We start from the raw sequence: 20,337 nt of genomic DNA on the forward strand, positions 1-20,337 counted from the left end.
TATGAAAAATTATACAAGAGTAATCGCAGGCGCTTTAGCCGTACTTATTTCAGCCGGTTCAACAGGCATCTATGCTCTGGCTAACTCAGATGATTCATCAGCCGACAGCAAGGCAGCAGTTTCTGAGTTCTCTTCAAAAGACAAAAAAGATAAATCTTCAGACAAGTCAGATAAGAAGTCCTCAAAGTCAGATAAAAGCACAGTTCAGGCTAAGGACGAAACAGTTTACGTTATCACAGATGCAAACGGTACAAGAACAAAGACCGTTGTCAGCGATTGGCTGAAAAACCCTGAGGGCAAAAAGTCCCTGCCTGACGTTTCAAATCTGACAAAGATAGAAAACGTAAAGACAGATGAGGATTACAGTGCAAACGGCGAGAACCTCACATGGAACACAGAGGGCGGAGATATCTACTACAAGGGCTACTCCGATTCAGAGCTTCCTGTTGACATCAAGGTAACTTACAAGCTGGACGGCAAGACAGTTACTCCGGATCAGCTGGTAGGCAAGAGCGGAAAGCTTACAGTAAGATACGATTACACAAACAACTCCAAAAAGACAGTTAAGATAGACGGCAAGAACACAGACATCTACACACCATTCATGATGGCAACAGGCGTTATCCTCGACACAGATATCTTCACAAACGTTGAGGCAACAAACGGCAAGGTGCTTTCCGACGGCAGCAGACAGATCCTCGTAGGCTGTGCTCTTCCGGGACTCACTCAGAGCCTTGGTCTTGAGGACAATGACGATATCGACATTCCTGAGTATTTCGAGTTCACAGCTGATGTAAAGAACTTCGAGATCGGAACTTCTATCACTATCGGCACAAGCAGCATCTTCTCAGAGATCAACTTTGATGATATCGACGGCATAGACGAACTTAAGGATAAGCTCGGCGACCTTGCAGACGCTTCCGACAAGCTTGCAGACGGCACATCTGAGCTTTATGACGGACTTAAAAAGCTGCAGGATTCCTCAGGAACACTTATCGACGGCATCGGTCAGCTTTATGACGGTTCAAAGACTCTTGACGACGGTGCAAAAACTCTCAGCAGCGGTGCTTCACAGCTGGCTGACGGAGCTAAAACTCTTGACAGCTCAACAAACACTCTTCTCAACGGCATCATTACTGCAAGGGACGGTTCTTCCGCACTGGTTACAGGTTTTGCTCAGGTAAATAAGGGCGTAACAGACCTTAAGTCGGGTTCATCATCACTTTCAACAGGTCTTTCCACAGCAGATCAGGGCGCAAAGCAGGTAAAGGACGGCGCTGCAACAGTAGCATCAGGTTCACAGCAGCTTGCTGACGGCGCAAACACACTTAACAACGGCGCATACAGCGTTGCAACAGGTTCAAAGAAACTTTCAGACGGTGCTAAAACTCTTAACGATTCAACAAAGCAGCTTGCAGGCGGAATCACAAGCGCAAAGAAAGGCTCTGCCGCTCTCGTAAGCGGTATCGGCCAGGTAAGCGACGGAATAGACGCACTTTCAGCAGGCGCAGCTGCTCTTCCTGAACAGATACAGGGTATGACAGCATCTATCACTTCTGCCGCTGACAGCCTTGACAGCACTATCGCATACAACAAGCAGGTCCTTGCAGGACTTCAGAACATATACGCTCAGAATCCTGACGAATCAGTTGCAACAATGATCGCAACTCTTGAACAGACTATCGCAGGTCAGGAGCAGATCTCAGCAGGTCTTAGAGCAGGCGCATCAAGTGCAGAAACTGACCTTTCAACTCTTACAAACGGCATTGCCGCTCTTAAGACAGGCATCGCATCAGTTTCAAAGGGTGCTGAATCCCTTGACGCAGGTCTTGCAGAACTTGACGAGGGCGCAAAGGCACTCTCCGCAGGAACAAACGAGCTGTACACAAGCTCCAAGACACTCTCCAGCGGCGCACAGCAGGTTTCAAACGGCGCATATCAGGTATCAACAAACAGCAAAAAGCTTGCTGACGGCGCAAGCACACTTTCAGAGGGTACAAAGAGCCTCTCAACAGGTGTTACATCTGCAAGCACAGGCGCTAAGCAGCTTGACAGCGGCGTAGGTACTCTCAGCGCAGGTATCGGTCAGCTTTCAGACGGCGCAACAAGCCTTAACTCAGGTCTTAACCAGCTTGCTGACGGCGGAAGTCAGCTCAAGGCAGGCACAAACACTATCTACAACTCAGTAGTTCAGCTCTCACAGGGCGCAGCACAGCTTTCAGACGGCAGCGGCAGCCTGTTCAGCGGTATCGCAACCCTTAAGAGCGGTTCAGGCGAACTTGTTGACGGCGTAGGACAGCTCGTTGACGGTGCTAAGGAACTTAAGGACGGTATGGAGAAGTTCAAGAAGGAAGGCATCGACAAGATCATCGACGCTTATGACGATGACATCAAGCCTCTCTTCAACAGACTTGAACAGCTCCAGAAACTCAGCGAAGAGTATGATTCATTCTCAGGTATTGCTGACGGTGTAGAGGGCGAAGTTAAGTTCATTTACGAAACAGCAGCTATCGAAGCCAAGGACGAATAAAAATACTTAAATAACCCAGAGGCGGACGGTCATATGACCGCCCGCTTTTTGCTTTTGGTATAAGTATATGTGTCACCAAAATTGTGCGACTATTAAATTTTATTGACCGCTTATAAAAGTAAGTGGAATTATTACGATATATTTGTTCAAAAAATGCATTGAAAAAAGTCGGGGTATGTCATATAATCAATGTGTATGGCAAAGTAATGTTACAACCGAATAGAATGATATCTCAGGCAATACCGCTTTGTGCAATGACGCACGATCTTAAAGCAGTATTGCCTTTAGAACGTTTTATGAGAACTGTGCCGTCAATCAGTTTAGGGAGGAATAAAAATGGAAGAATACAATTATATACTGTTTTTGGCTATAATCTTGCTTTCTACCAAAATTCTTGGTCTTGTTACCAAAAAGCTAAAGCTTCCGCAGGTAGTGGGAGCGCTCTGTGCAGGCGTTATACTTGGTCCTGCCGTACTTAACGTTGTGGGTGAAACTGAATTCATCTCCGATCTTTCCGAACTCGGCGTTATCGTGCTGATGTTCACCGCTGGTCTTCAGACGGATATCTCCGACCTGAAAAAGACGGGTAAAGCCTCATTCATCATCGCTCTGCTCGGTGTTATCGTGCCGCTTCTGGGCGGTTTCGGACTTGCCGCTGCTTTCGGCGTAGGAAAGGGCGAAAACCTTTCTTCATCACTTACTCTCCAGCACATCTTCATCGGTATCGTACTTACCGCAACATCAGTTTCGATCACTGTTGAAACTCTTAAAGAGCTTGGAAAGCTCTCCACCCGTGCAGGAAACGCTATCCTCGGCGCTGCTATCATCGACGATATCCTCGGTATCATCGCCCTTACTCTTATCACCAGCCTTGCTGATACAAGCGTAAGCGTAGTAACAGTTCTGCTTAAGATACTTGCTTTCTTCGTTGTGGCTATCGGCTGTACAGTTGCTTACCACATCGTATTTACAAAGTGGAGAAAGAGAGACAAGAAGGACCTCAGAAGACACGTTATCGTTACCTTTGTTTTCTGCCTCGGTATGTCATACATAGCTGAATTCTTCGGCGTTGCAGATATCACAGGTTCTTTCGTAGCTGGTCTTGCTATCTCACAGGCTAAGGACGTAGCTTACATTTCAAACAGATTTGAAACACTCTCATATATGCTCCTTTCACCTATCTTCTTCGCAAGCATAGGACTTAATATGGGTCATATAAGCATGGATTCAAAAATGGTCATCTTCACCATTCTGCTCCTCGTTGTCGCAGTTATAACAAAGATCATCGGCTGCGGACTTGGCGCAAAGGTATGCAAGTACACAAACAAGGAAAGCGTACAGATAGCTATGGGTATGATATCCCGTGGTGAAGTCGCACTTATCGTTGCGGCAAAGGGACAAAAGCTCGGTCTTATGTCAGACGCAGTTTTCGCACCTATCGTAATCATGGTAGTTGCCACAACGATCATCACACCTATCTTCCTTAAGATCGTATTCAAGGACAGCAACGATGAGATCGTTGAAACAGAAGTCCTCAAGGGCAAGAGCCAGTTCGAGGAATACGAGCGTGAAACTCAGGAAGCTCTCCTCAAAAACGAAAATTCAGATAATTGATCTGATATAAAACAAAGGCTTGTCGGTATAAACTGACAAGCCTTTTCTTATTGTATTTTTATTCTGATATATCAGCTGCGTTATCTGGCAGCTGAACGATAAATTTTGTGCCTGCTCCATACTGGGATTCTACCCTTATGTCGCCGTCATTAAGCTCGATTATACGCTTTACAAGAGGCAGTCCCAGACCGCTGCCCTCAGCGGAATGAGCCTTATCGCCCTGATAGAAACGCTCAAAAATATGGTGGATAGTTTCCTCTTTCATTCCTATCCCCTTATCTGAAACCACCGCCTTTATTTTCCCCTCCGACCTTTTCAGCGAAATGCTTATAACACTGTCCTCAGGGGAAAATTTTATTGCGTTGCCGATTATATTCACCCATGCCTGTGACAGCATTTCCGCATTGGTAACATAATGTATGCTGTCCATATCAATATCAAACTCTATGTTCTTTGCCGACCACTGCTTTTCCAGCAGAAGTATGCAGCTGCGTATCTGTTCATCAAGGGATATCTGTGTCTTATCCGTTACTATCTGCTGATTTTCTAGCTTTGAAAGCATTAATATATTTGACGAAAGGTTCGTCAGCCGCTTTGATTCGGATATGATTATATCAACATACTGCCGCTTTTTCTCCTCACTGAGATTATCTTTTCTAAGCTGTTTTGCAAAACCCTCGATAGAAACTATGGGGGTCTTGAATTCGTGGGAAAAGCTGTTGATAAAATTCTCTCTGAACATCTCTATGCCGCCAAGCTCCTGCGCCATTTTATTATAGCTTTTAACAAGCTCGGATATCTCTCCTGCGCACTCGTTCTCATCAACTCTTACGGAAAAATCACCTTTTTCCACTCTTTTCATTGCCTTTATGACCTTTTCAACAGGCTTGACAAGAAACCTTGTCCCCATAAGCGACAGGAAAGAACCGATTATACAGCTGACGATTATGCTGGAGATTATAAGCATAGCAGGTGTTCGCAATATGCTTATGTTCCCGAAAAATTTGTGAAAGATAAGCATTACTGCTCCCGTCAGGAAACCCGACCAGACCATGAGCATAAACACCGACAGCACCACATAGGCATGAAGGGAATAAAACCTGCTCCCCTCCCCTATTTTATTTCTAAGCCACCTGAACACCTTATCACTCCTGCTTTCAAAGTTTTACTGCCTTATAGCCAAGTCCACGGACAGTTGCGATCTCAAAATCCCTGTTGTTTTTCAGACGCTCCCTTATTCGGTTCACATGAACGTCAACCGTCCTCTCATCCGTATCCGACGCCATATCCCATATCTCGTCCATAAGCTGGCGGCGGGTAAATATCTTTCCCGGGTAAGACAAAAGCTTGTACACAAGCATAAATTCCTTAGGCGGCAGCTCCGTCACATTCCCATTTTCCTCCACCGTCATTGCGTCATAGTCAAGGACAGTGTTTCCAACAGTTATCTTATGCTCGCTGACTATCTTTGAACGTCTGAGCAACGCCTGTATGCGCAGGATCATCTCCTCCTCGTCCACAGGCTTGACCATATAATCGTCCGTACCTGTGCGGAAACCACGCTTCTTGTCCACAGGGGTCTCTCTTGCCGTCACCATAAGCACAGGAGTTTCTATCCCCGACTTTCTCAGCGTTTCACAAAGCTCATAGCCGTCCATTCTCGGCATCATTATATCCATTATTATAAGGTCAACGTGCTTTTCATCAAGGATATCAAGTGCATCTATACCGTCCTTTGCCTCGATAGGTATGTAACCGTTCTCCTCCAGCACATCGCAGGTCAGTCTGCGTGTGTTCACATCGTCCTCAACTACCATTATATTAAACATTCCATATACCTCCCTGCCTGCAAATATATCTTTTATAATTGTACAGAAAAAATATTAACAGCGTATTAACTTACCTCACAATATATTGATATATGTAAATTTTTTATCCGTGAAATTGGTCAAAACGTCAAAAATTTCATAATATTAATCATAACTATTGACAAAATGACCGAAGATGTTTATAATTAAGTTAATATTACTTCATTTTTAATATACGGAGGACTTTATGAAAAAATCTGTTACCCTGATCGACATAGCAAAAGCCTGCAATACCAGCAATGTAACAGTCTCAAAAGCTCTTGCCGATAAAAGCGGTGTCAGCGACGAGCTGCGTGAAAAGATCAAACGTGTTGCGGAAGAGCTTGGCTATGTAACGCCAAAGGCGGGTGCGGCTAAGAAAAAAAGCAATATCGGTGTGCTTATCCCCGCAAAATTCATCAACCCTAACGGTTCATTCTACTGGGCATTGTACAACTACCTTGTTCAGCGTCTGAAGCGTGAGAACCTCTACTGCATAATCGAAAATCTGGAGCAGGAGGACGAAGATAACCTTATCCCGCCGCATTTTGTCACGGATAAGAAGATATCCGCACTCATCTCCCTCGGACAGCTTTCTGACAGCTATGCTCAGATGCTTGCAGAACACGTTGAGCATCTTATACTGCTCGATTATTATGTACCTGGGCTGAAAGTTGACTCTATCGTCACGAACGGCTATAACGGCGGCTATAAGCTTGCCTCATACCTTATCAGCATGGGACACAAGAAGATAGGTTACATAGGCTCACGTTTCGCCACATCAAGCATTTTTGACAGATATATGGGCTATCTCAAAGCAATGATAGAGCATGATTTTGAAATCAAGGACGAATGGATAATAGAGGATCGTGACAAGCGTGACTTTATTACAATGAAATTCCCTGACAAGGAAAATATGCCGACAGCTTTTGTCTGCAACTGTGATGAGGCTGCGTACAATGCGATACGCCAGCTGCGTTCTATGGGTTATTCTGTACCAGAGGATATATCCATCGTGGGATATGACAACTATCTTATTTCCGAGATATCAAATCCGACTATCACGACCATTAACGTTGACGCTGAGTATATGGCTGATCTTACAGTACAAACTTTGCTTTCAAGAATAAACAATCCTAATGGGGTTTACAGAATGAGGACTATCGAGGGTGATCTTGTTATAAAGAACTCGGTTCTTCCACGTCCTGAAAACAGAATAGACTGATAATTACTTTATCACCTGCTGCGATACTGCGGCAGGTGATTTTTTATGTGATGAAATTTTTTTGCTGATATATATGCACCAAAAACCCATACATAACTTGGCATGTAAGTGCAAAACCCACACATGACTTGGTATGTAAGTGCAAAACCCACGTATGACTTGGCATACGTGGGTTGGCAAATTTATGATGTTATCTTTTCTGACTATACTATATATTAATCAAAGAGTGCTGTCGAAAGATATCTCTCACCTGTGTCAGGGAGGAGTGCTACGATGACTTTGCCCTTGTTCTCAGGTCTCTTTGAAAGCTCTGCTGCTGTGTGGAGTGCTGCACCTGAAGAGATACCAACGAGGATACCCTCTGTCTTTGCGAACTTGTTTCCTGCTGCGAAAGCGTCAGCGTTTTCAACTGGGAAAACTTCGTCATATATCTTTGTATCAAGGACATCCGGAACAAATCCTGCGCCGATACCCTGAATCTTATGAGGACCCGACTTGCCCTGTGAAAGGACTGGTGATGTAGCAGGCTCAACAGCTACTACCTTAACGTCAGGATTCTTTGACTTGAGGTACTTGCCGACACCTGTAACTGTTCCGCCTGTACCTACGCCGGCAACAAAGATATCTACCTTTCCGTCTGTATCTTCCCAGATCTCAGGACCTGTTGTTGCAAAATGTACAGCAGGGTTTGCAGGGTTTACGAACTGTCCGAGGATAACTGCACCCTCGATAGTTTCCTTAAGCTCGTCAGCCTTAGCGATAGCGCCTGTCATACCCTTTGCGCCCTCAGTCAGCACGATCTCTGCGCCGTATGCTTTAAGAAGATTTCTTCTTTCGATACTCATTGTTTCAGGCATTGTAAGAATAACCTTGTATCCCTTAGATGTACCTACTGCTGCAAGCCCGATACCTGTGTTGCCTGATGTTGGCTCGATGATAGTTGAACCCTTTTTAAGTATGCCGCTCTTTTCAGCCTCTTCGATCATATTGAGCGCTACTCTGTCCTTAACGCTTCCAGCAGGATTGAAATATTCAAGCTTAGCAACGATCTTGCCCTCTGCGCCTGCAGCTGCTGCGAAATTTGAAACCTCTAAAAGAGGTGTTCTGCCGATAAGTTCTCCAACATTCTTATAAATCTTAGCCATTATGATTACTCCCTTTCAAAAATATAATATTACGGACACGCTGACAAAATGCTTTATTATGATTACCGATCTGCATTTCTCTCAGCCGTTCTGTTCTTTACTGTGATTATAATATATCACATAAATCATACTATGTCAATAGGTTTTATATGTTTTCGGCTATATGCACAAATAATCTCCTATCAGCTAGTGCAAATTGGAGATTATAGCCATTTTAATCACTTATTTAAAGTATATTCCACCACACAGTATACCTTTCCGCTGTCATCGGCAAGGCTGACGGCAATGATATTCCCCTGCGTATAGACGAGGGCATTTACCTTTATGCCACGTTTCAACGGCACTTTATATTCTATCCTCACACGGCTGACATCGGCATTTTCGGGGATAAACTCGTCCGTTATATCCACATATCTTGCATTATTGACGTGCCTGTTCATATCTATATCGCATCTGCGGATATAAACGTCCTTATACACCTGCGGCTCACAGTCGGGCAGAGCTATCTTTCTTGAACAGCTTTCAAAATTTTCAAGGACAGGATATACCTTCACTTTGTCGATAAGCTCTTTAGGCGCTCTTACAGGTTTCTGAGTCGCAAGATCCATAAATGCTCCCCCTGCCGATGAGGCTATGCAGACATCTCCATTTTCACCATAAATAACAGTATTTCTGAAACCATACATTCTTTTAAGCTCCACCGTCCAGGTTTTTACATGGATATTCTCGCCGTAAACAGGTCTGCGGATAATATCCATCTGACGTGAAACAAGGAACATTCCGCAGTTTTCCTCTCTGAAATAAGGGGACATAACAGGGTGAGTTTCAAGATGAAAGTTTGATGCGTCCTGCAAAATATCTATAAGCGCACCATTACGCACCTCATCATTCTCTCCTATATCACTGCACAGCACACGTCTGTTCATTTCATACATAGCTTTTCCTCCTGAAAAAAATTAAACAATCAAAAAGGCAGCCGCAATTTATAGCTGCAGCTGCCGACTTTTTGTGTTTTACAAAATATCGTTTAAGTTTCGCTGCTGTCAGCAGAATAGCTGTAACGATATTTATATTTATATTTGTAGTTGTATTTTCCGCCTGAGATATTAACGTTATTTACAACAACTCCAAGAATAGAGCCGTTTGCAAACTTTACAGCGTCGATAGCCTCGCCGAGAGCGTCATATGTAGACTGACCCTGCTTTGCGATAAGCACGATACCCGCAATATTGTTCACAAGGGTAAGTGTATCCGTAACGACATTTATCGGCGGAGTGTCAAGTATAACATAATCGTAATACTTTGAAAGCTCATCCAGAAGCACCTTCATATTGTTTGAAGCCAGCATTTCTGACGGGTTAGGCGGTATAGGACCGCAGGTAACAACGTCAAGGTAAGGTATCACTTGTTCGTTTACGACTTCCTTAAAGGAATGTATTCCGCTCATGAGCGTGGAAAGTCCCTTTGCATTTTTCAGTTTGAACATCTTATGCTGTACAGGCTTTCTGAGGTCGCAGTCGATAAGCAGTACCTTTGACTTTGTCTGCGCCATTGTGATAGCTATATTAGCCGCACAGGTGGATTTACCCTCGGCAGCCATAGAGCTTGAAACTGCAAATATCTTGCTCTCCTTAGTTGCAAGAGCAAAGGTTATATTTGTTCTGAGGTTCTTATAAGCCTCTGTTACCTGAAAGGCGATATTAGGGTCAAGGAGAGTTCTTCTCTTTGAACGCTGGGGAGCGCTGATCTTCTTTTTGCTTGCTATTGTAGGCATTATTTTCCCGCTCCTTTCTCATCCATAAATATGTCAGGTATCTCTGCGAGGATAGGAACATTGAATCTTGCCTTAACGTCCTCACCGCTTGTTACTGCATTGTCGAAGTAATCCATAATGATAACAAGGATTATCGAAACAGCAAGTCCGATAACGAAACCGATAATTGTTATAAGGCTTATATTCGGACCGCTCGGAGATGTGGGGATCTTAGCGTCTGAGATAGTTTCAACAGAACCTGCCTGAGTTACACGGGTGATAAGGTCCGGAGCGATATCTGAGATATATGTGCATATATCAGCCGCAAATCTCGGAACTTCACAAGTACAGGAAACCTGAAGTACCTCGGTATTGTTTACGGAAGATATTGTAACTATATCCTGTATCTCGCTTGTGGGGATATACTCCTTGCCGTCATCATCTTTAGCTACTGTAAAATAGTTTGCAAGATCCTTTGTGTCATAATCTGCGATAAGCTTATCAGATACAGCCTCATACACAGATGTATCGTTAAGGATAACTATGTAAGTTTCCGCAAGTGATTTTGCAGCCGTAAGATCCTGATAGCTTACGTTGTCGCTGTTGGAAGCGGCTGTGTTCTTTACATAGATCTTTATGCTGGAGGTATACTGAAGCGGCAGTACGAATTTAGCCACACAGAAACCGGCAACAGTACAAAGCAGCGTAATGAGGATTATGAGCTTGATCCTGCTAAGTAAAAGATTGACAATGTCTTTTACATTCATTTCCATATTAAAATATCCACCTTTTTTCTTCAAAATAAGCGCACAAGACACGCACACCATATACTACTAATTATACAGCATATTTAAAGTTATGTCAATAGTTTTATCATTTAATGACAAAATTCGTCACATTAAATAAGCACTGTGTCAGAGTATAAAGCTATGCTGTATCATTTACTGTAAAACGCCCTGAATACGGCACAAAAAGCCTATGAAAGCAGTTCTCTCATTACCCAGCCTGCCGTACCGTTATAGTCAGTATACACCCATACATTACCACTTGAGTCAGTAGTTTCTCCCCTGCCGTATATAGTTTCTCCGTCGGGGATTTTAAGCTGAACGTCATAGCTTTTTGACGGACCAAAACGCAGGTTGAGATACGTTGTATCGGAAGTGACCTTATACTTCACATTTGATGAATACTTCATGCTGTCGCTCATCTTGTAAAGTGCGTCAGCTTTAAAAGCGGTCGTTGTGGTAGTAGTCTGGGTAGTCTTTTTGGTCGTGGTCGATGCTGTTTTCGAGGTCGCCGTAACACCGCTGCCGTTTGGCAGTGTGTAATAAGTTTTCACCGTAGTTGTGGAGGACATCGTCGCTCTTACGTCCTCGTCATAGAGGTCGGGACGGCTGTAATCATTCTCCAGCGTTCCGCCTGTCATACTAGTGGTGGAGGTATATCCCTCTATGCCCTCATCGTCATTATCAACATCACCTGTATACACCGCAGTTTTCGTTGTTTCCGCCATTCGTCGGTCAGAGGTCGTTTCTGTGGCTGATTGCGTTGTGGTGGTGCTTGGCCCTATCCACTCTGTGATACCGCATGAACTTACAGCGGCGGCACACGCAAGGGCAGCAATGATCTTACCTTTATTTTCAAACTTCATTTTTGTTTCACCTTTTTACACTATATCTTTTATATCTTTTCGTTTTTTGCTCTTATTTTACCCCTTTACGTCAAGCAGTCTTACTGCATTTTCCCCTAAGATCTTCTCTTTTTCGTCATCGGAAAGGTCAAGCTTCAGTATCTTCTCTTTCATTTTACCCGAACTTTCCCATGGGCAGTCGCTTGCAAAGAGTATCCTGTCAGCGCCATGCTTTCTGATTATCTTCACCATAAGCTCGTCAGGACAGTTGTATGAAAAAGCTGTATCAAAATAAACTTCTCCGTCCATGCCTGCAAGGATATCATATACCTCCTGCCAGCGTTCATTTGCGCCGAGGTGTGCAAGTATTACCTTGAGATGCGGGTGCTTTTTTAGCATCTTTATCGCCCTCTCAGGCGGGTTATGCACAAGATCAGGTGATGCACAGTCCCAGCCTGCATGGAATATCACAGGCAGATCACGTCGCTCTATCTCATCATATACAGCGTCCATTCTGTCCTCATCGACCATAAACCCCTGATAATCGGGGTGGAGCTTTATGCCGTGCAGTCCCATAGCCTTTATCCTGTCAAGTTCCTGCGGAATATCCTCTGCGTCGGGGTGAATACTTCCGAAACTGATTAATCTTCCGCCGTCCTGTTCAGCCGCCCAGTCGTTGAGTATTACCTGCTGAGTAGGTTTTGTGGCAATCGGCAGTAAAACTCCCTTATCCACTCCCCACTCGTCAAATCTTTCAACAGTCTGTTCCACAAGACCTCTTGTATAAGGAGCCATGCCGCTCCTGCTTTCAAGCTGGCTGATAGCACGTTCCGCTATTTTCGGATTAAAACAATGAACATGAAAATCAATGACCATAAAATACATCTCACTTATTTCAATTATTTCAATAAAAATTATATACAAATATAGCTGATACCGATTTTTATTATATCACATCGGCTTTCCCATTTCAAGAAATCACGCCAATTTTCATTTAATTCTCACACATTTCGGCTTGCAAAGGGGTGAATAATATGCTATAATAAATAATGTTCTATTTATAATAAATTTTAGCAGGATTTTTTCTGCAATGGAGGATCATAATTAATGGATAGCTTTAAGGAACAAATTGTTAAAAAGCATAATACAAGCCGTGATACCGTAACAAAGATCTGCATAATGGTAGCAAGCGTCGCACTGGCATTCGCTATTATTTTTCTCGTTCTCGCAGTGCCGAAATGGGCAGTAATAGGAATTTTCATTGCCTGCCTTTGCATATATGGCGGATACTATCTTATACAGAATCTTAATGTGGAGTATGAGTACATCTTCACAAACGGCGACCTTGATATCGACAAGATAATCGCACAGCGTTCAAGAAAGCGTCTTGCTACGATAAATATCACAAATGCTACCGCAGTCGGAAAGGCTGACGATAATTTCTCCGTAAGGGACGGCAGAACACTTGTGTTCGCAAGTGCCTGCGATCCTGAGGCTGATGATTACTACATTGACGTAAACAACAAAAAGCTGGGCGAAACAACTCTTGTTTTCACGCCCGATGAAGATATGCTTGATCTTATAAAGCATCATCTTCCGAGAAATCTCAGAAATTCCATATAAAGAGGATCACTATGGGTAAATATACAGTTGGAACGGATCTTGTTGAGATCCAAAGAATAAAAGACAGCTGTCAGCGCAGAAGATTTATTGAAAGGGTATACTCCGAAAAGGAGTCTGCCCTTTTTTCATCAAAGAAAGACCCCTATCCGTCCATGGCAGGAAACTGGGCGGCAAAGGAGGCTTTCAGCAAGGCGCTCTGCACAGGAGTGCGAGGATTTGAACTTCATGAAGTATCTGTTCTCCGTGACGAACTCGGCTGTCCATACCTTGAACTTTCAGGAAAAGCGGCTGATACAGCAAACAGAATGGGAGTTGATTTTTCAGTTTCCATAACGCACACAAAAGACTATGCGTCCGCCGTTGTCATAGCTTTCCCAAAGGAAGATAACTAAGTTTAAATATATGGGCTATAAAATCAAAAGGGGTGTATACAATGTCTGAAAAATACACAAACAGAGTGCTTTCGACCGCACAGATGACATACTGCGAACACAAGTCCGACGAGCTTGGTGTGTCCCTCAAAGAGCTTATGGATAACGCAGCTGCGGCACTTTCGGCACATATCGAGGCGATATGCAAAAAGAAAAAGCTGAATAAGATCCTTATTCTCACTGGAAAAGGCAACAACGGCGGTGACGGACTTGTGGCTGCAAACCTGCTGGCTGAAAAAGGTTTTGACGTGCAGATAATGCTTTGCTGCGGTGAACCGACCACAGACCTCGCCAGAGCGGCCAGAGAGCGTCTTAAAGACGATATATCGGTTTATGAGTATAATGACTCAGCTGAAATGAAAGCCGTTATAACACAGGCTGAGGTGCTTGTGGACTGCATCTTTGGAACAGGCTTCAAAGGTGATATACGCAAAAATATGAACATCTTGTTTGAAATTCTGAACCTATCCTCTGCATACAAAATTGCCTGCGATATACCGTCGGGAGCGAACGCTCAGAGCGGTCAGGCAAGTACGCTCACCTTCCCTGCTGACATGACGGTAACGTTCCACGCAAAAAAAATCGGAATGACTATCTCGCCCGCAAAGGAAATTTGCGGCAAGATCTTTGTCGAGGATATAAAGATACCTAATGAGGTATATGACGATATGCCTGCGGAACTTTCGGATATCATAACAGAAAATGCTGATCTTCCCCCTGCAAAGCTGCTGCCTGCAAGACCTTCTTACGGTCACAAAGGCACATTCGGAAAGCTTGTCAGCGTATGCGGTTCGGGGAGTTACATCGGTGCGGCTGTTATATCCGCACATTCCGCCCTCAGAACGGGAGTGGGGATAGTTAATCTTTGCACTGCGCCCGAAGTTATATCGGCTGCCGCCTGCACAATTCCGGAATGTACTTTTTCGGCTATGAAATGCGATGAAAACGGGTTTTTGACCGGCGAAAATGCCGATACGATACTTGAAAAGCTTAGTGGCGCACAATGCCTTTTGCTCGGCTGCGGACTGGGTCACACCGCCGAAACTGAAAAACTTGTAAAAGAATTGGTGGAAAAATCCCCTGTTCCAATAGTTCTTGACGCAGACGGAATAAATTCACTTTGTCCGAATATAGATGTACTGTTGAAGAAAAAGTCAACGGTAATTTTAACGCCGCACCCTGCTGAACTCGCAAGGCTTTGCGGAGTTTCAACGGCAGAGATCATGTCGGACAGGCTGAAATATGCGTCGGAATTTTCAAAGAAATACGGAGTTATCGTTGCCGCAAAGAGCGCTCAGACCTTAGTTTGCAGCGGCGGTCGGGTAATGATAAATTCCGCAGGCTGCACAGCCCTTGCAAAAGGCGGTTCGGGAGATATGCTGGCAGGCATAATTTCCTCTTTAACGGCGCAAAGTCCCGAAACTCCCGCAAACAACGCTTGGCTCGGCTGTTATATAATGGGCAAAACTGCCGAAATGCTCAGCGAAGAAAATTCTGAGCGAGGTATTCTTGCCACAGACATTATAAAGGCTCTGCCGAAATTTCTGAAAAAACTGGAGCAGGAACAAGAGCAGTAAAATTACCAAAAGATCAAGGCTTTCTTCAATGCGAAGAAAGCCTTTTTTCGGAGGTATACGATTTATGAAAAATAAGATCAGGATTTTTGCAGTCATTTCTTTTGCCTCTTTAGCCGCTTTGACGTTCACTTCCTGCGGAGGAAAGCGTGAGGCTGTCAAGCAGGAGGCTTTGCCCGAAAAATTCGACAAAACAGCCAACATCACTCTTGATGAAAAGGAATATTCAGCCGATTTTAAGCGTGGCGGTGCAGATATATGGGAATGTGAATTTACTGCCCCCGAAACTATCGAGGGGTTAAAGCTCACCATTTCAGGAGAAGTCTGCCGACTGGAATACAAGGGACTTGACTACACTGTACAGCGTGAAAATATGCCGGATTACGGTATTTTACCGCTGGTAACAAAGTCGGTAGACAGCCTTATTGCAGGCCGTGACATTTCGACAGTAAAAAGCGGAAAATCCGTCATAAGCAGCGGAACGGTTTCCGGAGAAAGTTTTTCGGCTGAAATATCCGACGGTGAGATAAAAACTCTTAACATCGAAGGCTATCTTTCCGTTGAATTTACATAAAAAAACTGCGGAGGTTATCCGCAGTTTTTTGTAAAATTATATGTAATAAATTACTTAGCAAAATCAGCGCAAGCGATAACGTTGCCGTCCTCGTCTTCAAATCTGATATCAGCGATGTAGAAGTCAGCCTCGTTTGGAATACCCCATCTCATGATTGTGAGGTACTGAGCTGTATCTGTATCCTCGAATGTAGCACCATCCTTGATACCAGGTCTCATAACGAGTTCATAGGAACCCCACTCGCTTGTCCACTCAGCTTCGCCGAAATCGTAAAGCTGATTCCAGCTAAGGCTGTCAGGATCCTTACCAGGCTGTGTAACGAATGAACCCATGAAGTTACCAGGAACGAGTGACTCTGTACCGTCATCAGCTGTGAAGTTTCCAACTGCCTTTGTTACAACGTCCATCTTTATTGCAAAAATCTTAGGAAGATCCTCTGTATGACCGGCGAAGAGCTTAGACATATCAAATCTTACCTTAGGGATCTTGTAGTTGTCGCCATTCTTATCAAGGACCTGAACTCTCATCATTGGGATACCAGCGAGTTCCTCAACTGAAAGTGTAACCTGTGACTCATCGTTCTCGAAGTTCTTCTCAGCCATAGGAGCAAAGCCGTAATCGTCAGCTGTCTTATCTGTTGAGAAGTAAACTGAAGCGTCCTCATAGTTCTTAAGTGTTGCAGGCATATCCTCGATAGGCTTAGCTGTTTCGCCCTCACCCTCAGAAGACTCGTCTGCTGTTGAATCAGCTGTTGACTCAGGAGCTGCTGTTGTTTCAGCTGTTGTAGTTGTAGTTTCAGCTGCTGTTGTTGTAGTAGTTGTTGTTGCGTCAGCTGATGCTTCAGATGAAGAAGAATCTGTAGATCCGCATGAAGCAAATGTAAGTGCAGTCATTGTGAGTGCAAGAGTACATGCAAGAAATTTTTTCATTTTAATATCCTCCAATATCTTTATATGAGCTTTGAGATGTAAAAACTCCCCAAAGTTCTACTTTACTATTGTATTATAACACAGCCTTATCCCTTTTTCAATATATTATTTGCACAATTTGGGCAAATATTTTCGTGTACTTTTCACAGAAAACGATTACAATTTAGTACATAATATACAAAGTCCCTCAGACCTTTTCAGCAGTCTGAGGGACTTTAATTATCTTATAAAACCGATATCAATTTATTCAGCAGCAACGTACTTTGATGCGAGCTGAGCATTTGGCTGATCTACTGTTACCTTTGTTACAGCAAAGTTGCCGCCGATCTGCATGAGCAGTCCGTCCCAGCCGTCCTCTGCATTGGCATTGTCGATCATCTGGTTTACGATCTCCTTAGGGATAGTGTATTCAACCTGTGTGATCTCTGTCTTGTTTACCTGAATAAATCCGTCGTCCTTAACAAAGATGTCAGGCTTATTTCCGTCAGCGTCAAGAGCGGTCTCGCCGTCAACTGTGTAAGAGCTGTCCTCTTCGCCGTTGATATAAACCTTGCCGTCAGCGATCATTGGGTAATCTGTCTTAAGTCCGCTGATCTCTGCGCCGAACTTTGTCCAGCCGTTAGCAAAGCATGGTCCGATAACTGTATATACCTGATCCTCAGCTGTAACGCCTGCGTCGATCATATCGAGATATGTTGATGCCCACTCGAAATCAACTGTAACGTGAAGATCCTTATCTCTTTCAAAACTTCTTGCGTCTATGTAGTCAGTACCGGTAGACTCTTCGCCTTCGTCACTAACAAAAGTAGCTGAACCGAATGAAGCTGACCAAGCGTCAGACGGGCCGTCCTTCTGAGTGAAAACTGTGTTTGTTCCGTCAGATTCAACTGTGATCGGATCATCAGCAGATGTGTTTGCGTCATCAGCGGCATCAGAAGAAGCCTCAGACTCAGCAGGTGTTTCTGTATCAGCAGCAGTTGTAGTAGTTGTTGTTTCTGCAGCCTTAGTAGTTGTTGTAGTTTCAGCCTTTGATGATGAATCATCAGATGAACCGCAGGAAGCGAACATACAAGCTGTCATAGTAAGTGCAAGTGTACATGCAAGAATTTTTTTCATTTTTATTTCCTCCAAAAATTATATCAGCCATAAATTAACTGTATGTTTGTATTATATCACAATCATTAAAGTTTTTCAATACATTATTTTCACAGTTACATTAAGTTTTTTTGGCAGTTTTGCACAGAAAACGATTACTTTGCAGGTATAAAACGCACAAAAAAAGGACTCCGCATAAGCGAAGTCCTTTGATTTTACTGTGTAAAAATTTTTACTGCGTAAAAATTACTTTCTCTTAGCTACAACTGCTGCTGCGCCTGCGAGAGCAAGACCTGCAAGTGCAATGCCTGCTGTTGCGCCTGTGCCAGCGTTTGTGTTGTCAGAAGCCTTTGAGCTTGAAGCTGCGGCTGCTGTTGAAGTTGAGCCAGCCTTTGTGCTTGTTGTTGAGCTGCTCTTTGAAGATGAGCTTGCTGCTGATGAGCTGCTAGCTGCTGAAGATGTGCCGCTTGTTGTAGAAGATGTAGGAGCTGTACTGCTTGAATCTCCTGAATTATCAGCACCCTTGTAGAGGTTATCAGCTGTGATCTCACCTGTTACTTCGATGCCTGTGAAGTGACCAACCTGAATGTTCATACCAAGGCTGTAAGTACCGTCAGGGTTTTCATCTAACTTAGCCTTATTGTCTTCGATAGCTGCTTCGATATCAGCACCAGTGTACTCAAAAGTCCAGTCACCTGTAACAGGAACGAAATCAAAGTTCTCAGCACCGTCGCCGTTTACATCAGCATAAGCAACAGTTTCTGTCTTGCCGAGTGTCATGAACAGCTGATAATCTTCAGGTGTTTCATCTTCCTTGTATGTATGATACTCGCAAGTTGCGCTATCAGAAGCGTGAAGTGTGAACTTAAGTGTTACAGATGAAAGATCATTGCTTGTAAGTACATACTGTACCCACTGACCATTGTACTTATCAGGACCGCAGTTCCAAGCGTTAAGATCTGTTGCACCGAACTCAGTCTTAGGAGTTCCGTCCTCATTTGTCATAAACTTGATCTCGCCCTCTACTGAGTCAGCTGGAGCTGTTGTTGTCCATGACTTCTTAACTGTGTAAAGGTAAGCTGTGTCTGCAGCTGCTGCAGGGAGAGCTGCTACTGATGCTGCTATTGCAAGTGCAGCAACACCAGCGAAAATTCTTGACATTTTCATTGTTATTTTTCCTCCAATCAAACAATACAAGTCATACTTCGACTTATATCAATAACTTTATAATCGTTAGTATAGCAGATTTATATCACAAAATCAAGTACCGACAAGCCAAATATTTTGATAAATATTGAACTTTTATTTAATATTCTATAAATTAAATAAATACTAAATAAAAAAAGCCCCCGAAAATGGGAGCTTTTCTTAAAAAGATAATCTTTTAAATTACTTTCTCTTAGCTACAACTACTGCTGCACCAGCGAGAGCAAGACCTGCAAGTGCGATACCTGCTGTTGCGCCTGTTGCTGCGTTTGTGTTGTCAGAAGCCTTTGAGCTTGTTGCTGCAGCTGCTGTTGAAGTTGAACCAGCCTTTGTGCTTGTTGTTGAGCCGCTCTTTGAAGATGAGCTTGCTGCTGAAGAGCTGCTTGATGATGAAGTATCAGCCTTAGATGAAGTATCACCTGTTGATGAAGTATCACCTGTTGATGAAGTATCATCACCTGTTGCCATCTGTGAATTCAGCTTAACGTTGTCCTGTGAAAGCTCAACGTTAGTTACCTGAAGACCGCTGATCTGGAAGATGATACCGTCGAAAGCATCCTCATCCTTGTTAGCGTTTTCGATAAGAGCATTTACGCAGTCAGCTGAAAGTGTGAACTCGAAAGAGTTGCACTCAGGAAGGCTTGATACGATGAAGCCGTCATCCTGAAGAACGTAATCATACTCGTTGCCGTCAGCGTCAACATACTTGTGGCTTGTTTCATCAGCTGTACCTGTTGTAGCTGTCTTAAGTGTAAGACCTGAAACATAACCCTCTGTCTTGGAAAATGCATTCCAGCCGTTTGCAAATGCAGGCTTAAGAAGTACATAACCATTAGTTGTGCCAGACTCTGTCCATGTGAAGTCTACCTTAACATCAAGAGCTGTGTCCTTTGTGAGTGACTTAGCGTCGATGAAGTCATCGCCTTCACCATTCTTAGCAAATGCACTAGCCCAGTCTTCTGTCTGACCGTCTGTGACAGCGATAGATGTTGATGCGCTTGCGCTGATAGCCATTGTAGCTGCGATAGCAAGTGCAGACATACCTGCGAAAATCTTAGAAATTTTCATTTTTTATCTCCTCCATTAATTAATATGTAAGATTTGAAATTCCTCAAATTCTTAATTATATTATAGCAGAACCAGTCGGAAAAATCAAGTGCT

General features: G+C 43.7%; 19 protein-coding genes. 7 read left to right on the forward strand and 12 right to left on the reverse strand.

The features are described from left to right. Position 1: 1 nt before the first annotated feature. Both Q0E19_RS07740 and Q0E19_RS07745 read left to right on the forward strand, forming a co-directional pair. The gene (locus Q0E19_RS07740; protein WP_294408625.1) at positions 2–2,530 is read left to right on the forward strand and encodes a hypothetical protein; all 2,529 of its coding nucleotides are present in this window, start codon (positions 2–4) and stop codon (positions 2,528–2,530) included. 336 nt (positions 2,531–2,866) lie between these two features. Then, complete coding sequence (locus Q0E19_RS07745; RefSeq protein WP_294408627.1) at positions 2,867–4,144, forward strand: cation:proton antiporter; 1,278 nt, start codon at positions 2,867–2,869, stop codon at positions 4,142–4,144. 58 nt (positions 4,145–4,202) lie between these two features. On the opposite strand, the gene Q0E19_RS07750 is transcribed toward Q0E19_RS07745, so the two are convergent. Both Q0E19_RS07750 and Q0E19_RS07755 read right to left on the reverse strand, forming a co-directional pair. Further along, positions 4,203–5,285 (reverse strand): HAMP domain-containing sensor histidine kinase, encoded by a 1,083-nt coding sequence (locus Q0E19_RS07750; protein WP_294408628.1) that lies wholly within the window; start codon positions 5,283–5,285, stop codon positions 4,203–4,205. A 16-nt stretch (positions 5,286–5,301) separates the two neighbouring features. After that, positions 5,302–5,973, reverse strand: coding sequence for a response regulator transcription factor (locus Q0E19_RS07755; protein ID WP_294408630.1), 672 nt, complete (start codon positions 5,971–5,973; stop codon positions 5,302–5,304). Positions 5,974–6,199: 226 nt separating this feature from the next. Here Q0E19_RS07755 and Q0E19_RS07760 point away from each other — a divergent pair, with 226 nt between their 5' ends. Beyond that, on the forward strand, positions 6,200–7,216 hold the full coding sequence (locus tag Q0E19_RS07760) for a LacI family DNA-binding transcriptional regulator (RefSeq protein ID WP_294408631.1): 1,017 nt from the start codon (positions 6,200–6,202) through the stop codon (positions 7,214–7,216). Positions 7,217–7,431: 215 nt separating this feature from the next. Here Q0E19_RS07760 and cysK read toward each other — a convergent pair whose 3' ends face one another. The 6 genes from cysK to Q0E19_RS07790 form a co-directional block, all read right to left on the reverse strand. Then, entirely contained in the window at positions 7,432–8,361 is a 930-nt protein-coding gene (cysK, locus tag Q0E19_RS07765; RefSeq protein ID WP_294408632.1) for a cysteine synthase A, read from the reverse strand. Between the two features lie 218 nt (positions 8,362–8,579). Then, positions 8,580–9,296 (reverse strand): acyl-ACP thioesterase domain-containing protein, encoded by a 717-nt coding sequence (locus Q0E19_RS07770; protein ID WP_294408633.1) that lies wholly within the window; start codon positions 9,294–9,296, stop codon positions 8,580–8,582. Between the two features lie 92 nt (positions 9,297–9,388). After that, positions 9,389–10,135: a CpsD/CapB family tyrosine-protein kinase gene (locus Q0E19_RS07775; RefSeq protein ID WP_294408634.1), complete on the reverse strand. Its 747-nt coding sequence runs from the start codon at positions 10,133–10,135 to the stop codon at positions 9,389–9,391. Beyond that, positions 10,135–10,887: a Wzz/FepE/Etk N-terminal domain-containing protein gene (locus Q0E19_RS07780; RefSeq protein WP_294408635.1), complete on the reverse strand. Its 753-nt coding sequence runs from the start codon at positions 10,885–10,887 to the stop codon at positions 10,135–10,137. The genes Q0E19_RS07775 and Q0E19_RS07780 overlap by 1 nt, the downstream gene beginning before the upstream one ends. A 203-nt stretch (positions 10,888–11,090) precedes the next feature. Then, positions 11,091–11,765, reverse strand: coding sequence for an SH3 domain-containing protein (locus Q0E19_RS07785; protein ID WP_294408636.1), 675 nt, complete (start codon positions 11,763–11,765; stop codon positions 11,091–11,093). Between the two features lie 57 nt (positions 11,766–11,822). Continuing rightward, complete coding sequence (locus tag Q0E19_RS07790) at positions 11,823–12,620, reverse strand: amidohydrolase family protein (protein WP_294408637.1); 798 nt, start codon at positions 12,618–12,620, stop codon at positions 11,823–11,825. A gap of 231 nt (positions 12,621–12,851) precedes the next feature. Here Q0E19_RS07790 and Q0E19_RS07795 point away from each other — a divergent pair, with 231 nt between their 5' ends. The 4 genes from Q0E19_RS07795 (at position 12,852) to Q0E19_RS07810 (ending at position 15,946) form a co-directional block, all read left to right on the forward strand. Next, positions 12,852–13,367, forward strand: a complete 516-nt coding sequence (locus Q0E19_RS07795) for a DUF6106 family protein (protein WP_294408638.1) — start codon at positions 12,852–12,854, stop codon at positions 13,365–13,367. A gap of 11 nt (positions 13,368–13,378) precedes the next feature. Next, on the forward strand, positions 13,379–13,759 hold the full coding sequence (acpS, locus tag Q0E19_RS07800; protein WP_294408639.1) for a holo-ACP synthase: 381 nt from the start codon (positions 13,379–13,381) through the stop codon (positions 13,757–13,759). Positions 13,760–13,800: 41 nt separating this feature from the next. Further along, complete coding sequence (locus tag Q0E19_RS07805; protein WP_294408640.1) at positions 13,801–15,375, forward strand: NAD(P)H-hydrate dehydratase; 1,575 nt, start codon at positions 13,801–13,803, stop codon at positions 15,373–15,375. Between the two features lie 64 nt (positions 15,376–15,439). Then, a complete protein-coding gene (locus Q0E19_RS07810) occupies positions 15,440–15,946 on the forward strand; it encodes a hypothetical protein (RefSeq protein WP_294408641.1) in 507 nt (168 codons plus the stop codon). 50 nt (positions 15,947–15,996) lie between these two features. Here the strand turns inward: Q0E19_RS07810 and Q0E19_RS07815 are convergent, their stop codons facing one another. From Q0E19_RS07815 to Q0E19_RS07830, 4 genes are all read right to left on the reverse strand, one after another. Beyond that, positions 15,997–16,875, reverse strand: coding sequence for a hypothetical protein (locus tag Q0E19_RS07815; RefSeq protein ID WP_294408642.1), 879 nt, complete (start codon positions 16,873–16,875; stop codon positions 15,997–15,999). Positions 16,876–17,118: 243 nt separating this feature from the next. Beyond that, complete coding sequence (locus tag Q0E19_RS07820; RefSeq protein ID WP_294408643.1) at positions 17,119–17,991, reverse strand: hypothetical protein; 873 nt, start codon at positions 17,989–17,991, stop codon at positions 17,119–17,121. 225 nt (positions 17,992–18,216) lie between these two features. Next, positions 18,217–19,137 carry an NPXTG-anchored protein gene (locus Q0E19_RS07825; RefSeq protein WP_294408644.1) on the reverse strand — a complete coding sequence of 307 codons (921 nt, stop codon included), beginning with the start codon at positions 19,135–19,137 and terminating at the stop codon, positions 18,217–18,219. A 222-nt stretch (positions 19,138–19,359) separates the two neighbouring features. Next, positions 19,360–20,244 carry an NPXTG-anchored protein gene (locus Q0E19_RS07830; protein ID WP_294408645.1) on the reverse strand — a complete coding sequence of 295 codons (885 nt, stop codon included), beginning with the start codon at positions 20,242–20,244 and terminating at the stop codon, positions 19,360–19,362. Positions 20,245–20,337 lie beyond the last annotated feature (93 nt).

The sequence above is a fragment of the uncultured Ruminococcus sp. genome (assembly GCF_934476685.1).
Taxonomy (GTDB): Bacteria; Bacillota; Clostridia; order Oscillospirales; family Ruminococcaceae; genus Hominimerdicola.

Coding starts and splice junctions, on each gene's coding strand:
- Q0E19_RS07740 (WP_294408625.1), top strand. CDS start 2: ATGAAAAATTATACAAGAGTAATCGCAGGCGCTTTAGCCGTACTTATT.
- Q0E19_RS07745 (WP_294408627.1), top strand. CDS start 2,867: ATGGAAGAATACAATTATATACTGTTTTTGGCTATAATCTTGCTTTCT.
- Q0E19_RS07755 (WP_294408630.1), bottom strand. CDS start 5,973: ATGTTTAATATAATGGTAGTTGAGGACGATGTGAACACACGCAGACTG.
- Q0E19_RS07760 (WP_294408631.1), top strand. CDS start 6,200: ATGAAAAAATCTGTTACCCTGATCGACATAGCAAAAGCCTGCAATACC.
- cysK (WP_294408632.1), bottom strand. CDS start 8,361: ATGGCTAAGATTTATAAGAATGTTGGAGAACTTATCGGCAGAACACCT.
- Q0E19_RS07770 (WP_294408633.1), bottom strand. CDS start 9,296: ATGTATGAAATGAACAGACGTGTGCTGTGCAGTGATATAGGAGAGAAT.
- Q0E19_RS07775 (WP_294408634.1), bottom strand. CDS start 10,135: ATGCCTACAATAGCAAGCAAAAAGAAGATCAGCGCTCCCCAGCGTTCA.
- Q0E19_RS07780 (WP_294408635.1), bottom strand. CDS start 10,887: ATGGAAATGAATGTAAAAGACATTGTCAATCTTTTACTTAGCAGGATC.
- Q0E19_RS07785 (WP_294408636.1), bottom strand. CDS start 11,765: ATGAAGTTTGAAAATAAAGGTAAGATCATTGCTGCCCTTGCGTGTGCC.
- Q0E19_RS07790 (WP_294408637.1), bottom strand. CDS start 12,620: ATGGTCATTGATTTTCATGTTCATTGTTTTAATCCGAAAATAGCGGAA.
- Q0E19_RS07795 (WP_294408638.1), top strand. CDS start 12,852: ATGGATAGCTTTAAGGAACAAATTGTTAAAAAGCATAATACAAGCCGT.
- acpS (WP_294408639.1), top strand. CDS start 13,379: ATGGGTAAATATACAGTTGGAACGGATCTTGTTGAGATCCAAAGAATA.
- Q0E19_RS07805 (WP_294408640.1), top strand. CDS start 13,801: ATGTCTGAAAAATACACAAACAGAGTGCTTTCGACCGCACAGATGACA.
- Q0E19_RS07810 (WP_294408641.1), top strand. CDS start 15,440: ATGAAAAATAAGATCAGGATTTTTGCAGTCATTTCTTTTGCCTCTTTA.
- Q0E19_RS07815 (WP_294408642.1), bottom strand. CDS start 16,875: ATGAAAAAATTTCTTGCATGTACTCTTGCACTCACAATGACTGCACTT.
- Q0E19_RS07820 (WP_294408643.1), bottom strand. CDS start 17,991: ATGAAAAAAATTCTTGCATGTACACTTGCACTTACTATGACAGCTTGT.
- Q0E19_RS07825 (WP_294408644.1), bottom strand. CDS start 19,137: ATGAAAATGTCAAGAATTTTCGCTGGTGTTGCTGCACTTGCAATAGCA.
- Q0E19_RS07830 (WP_294408645.1), bottom strand. CDS start 20,244: ATGAAAATTTCTAAGATTTTCGCAGGTATGTCTGCACTTGCTATCGCA.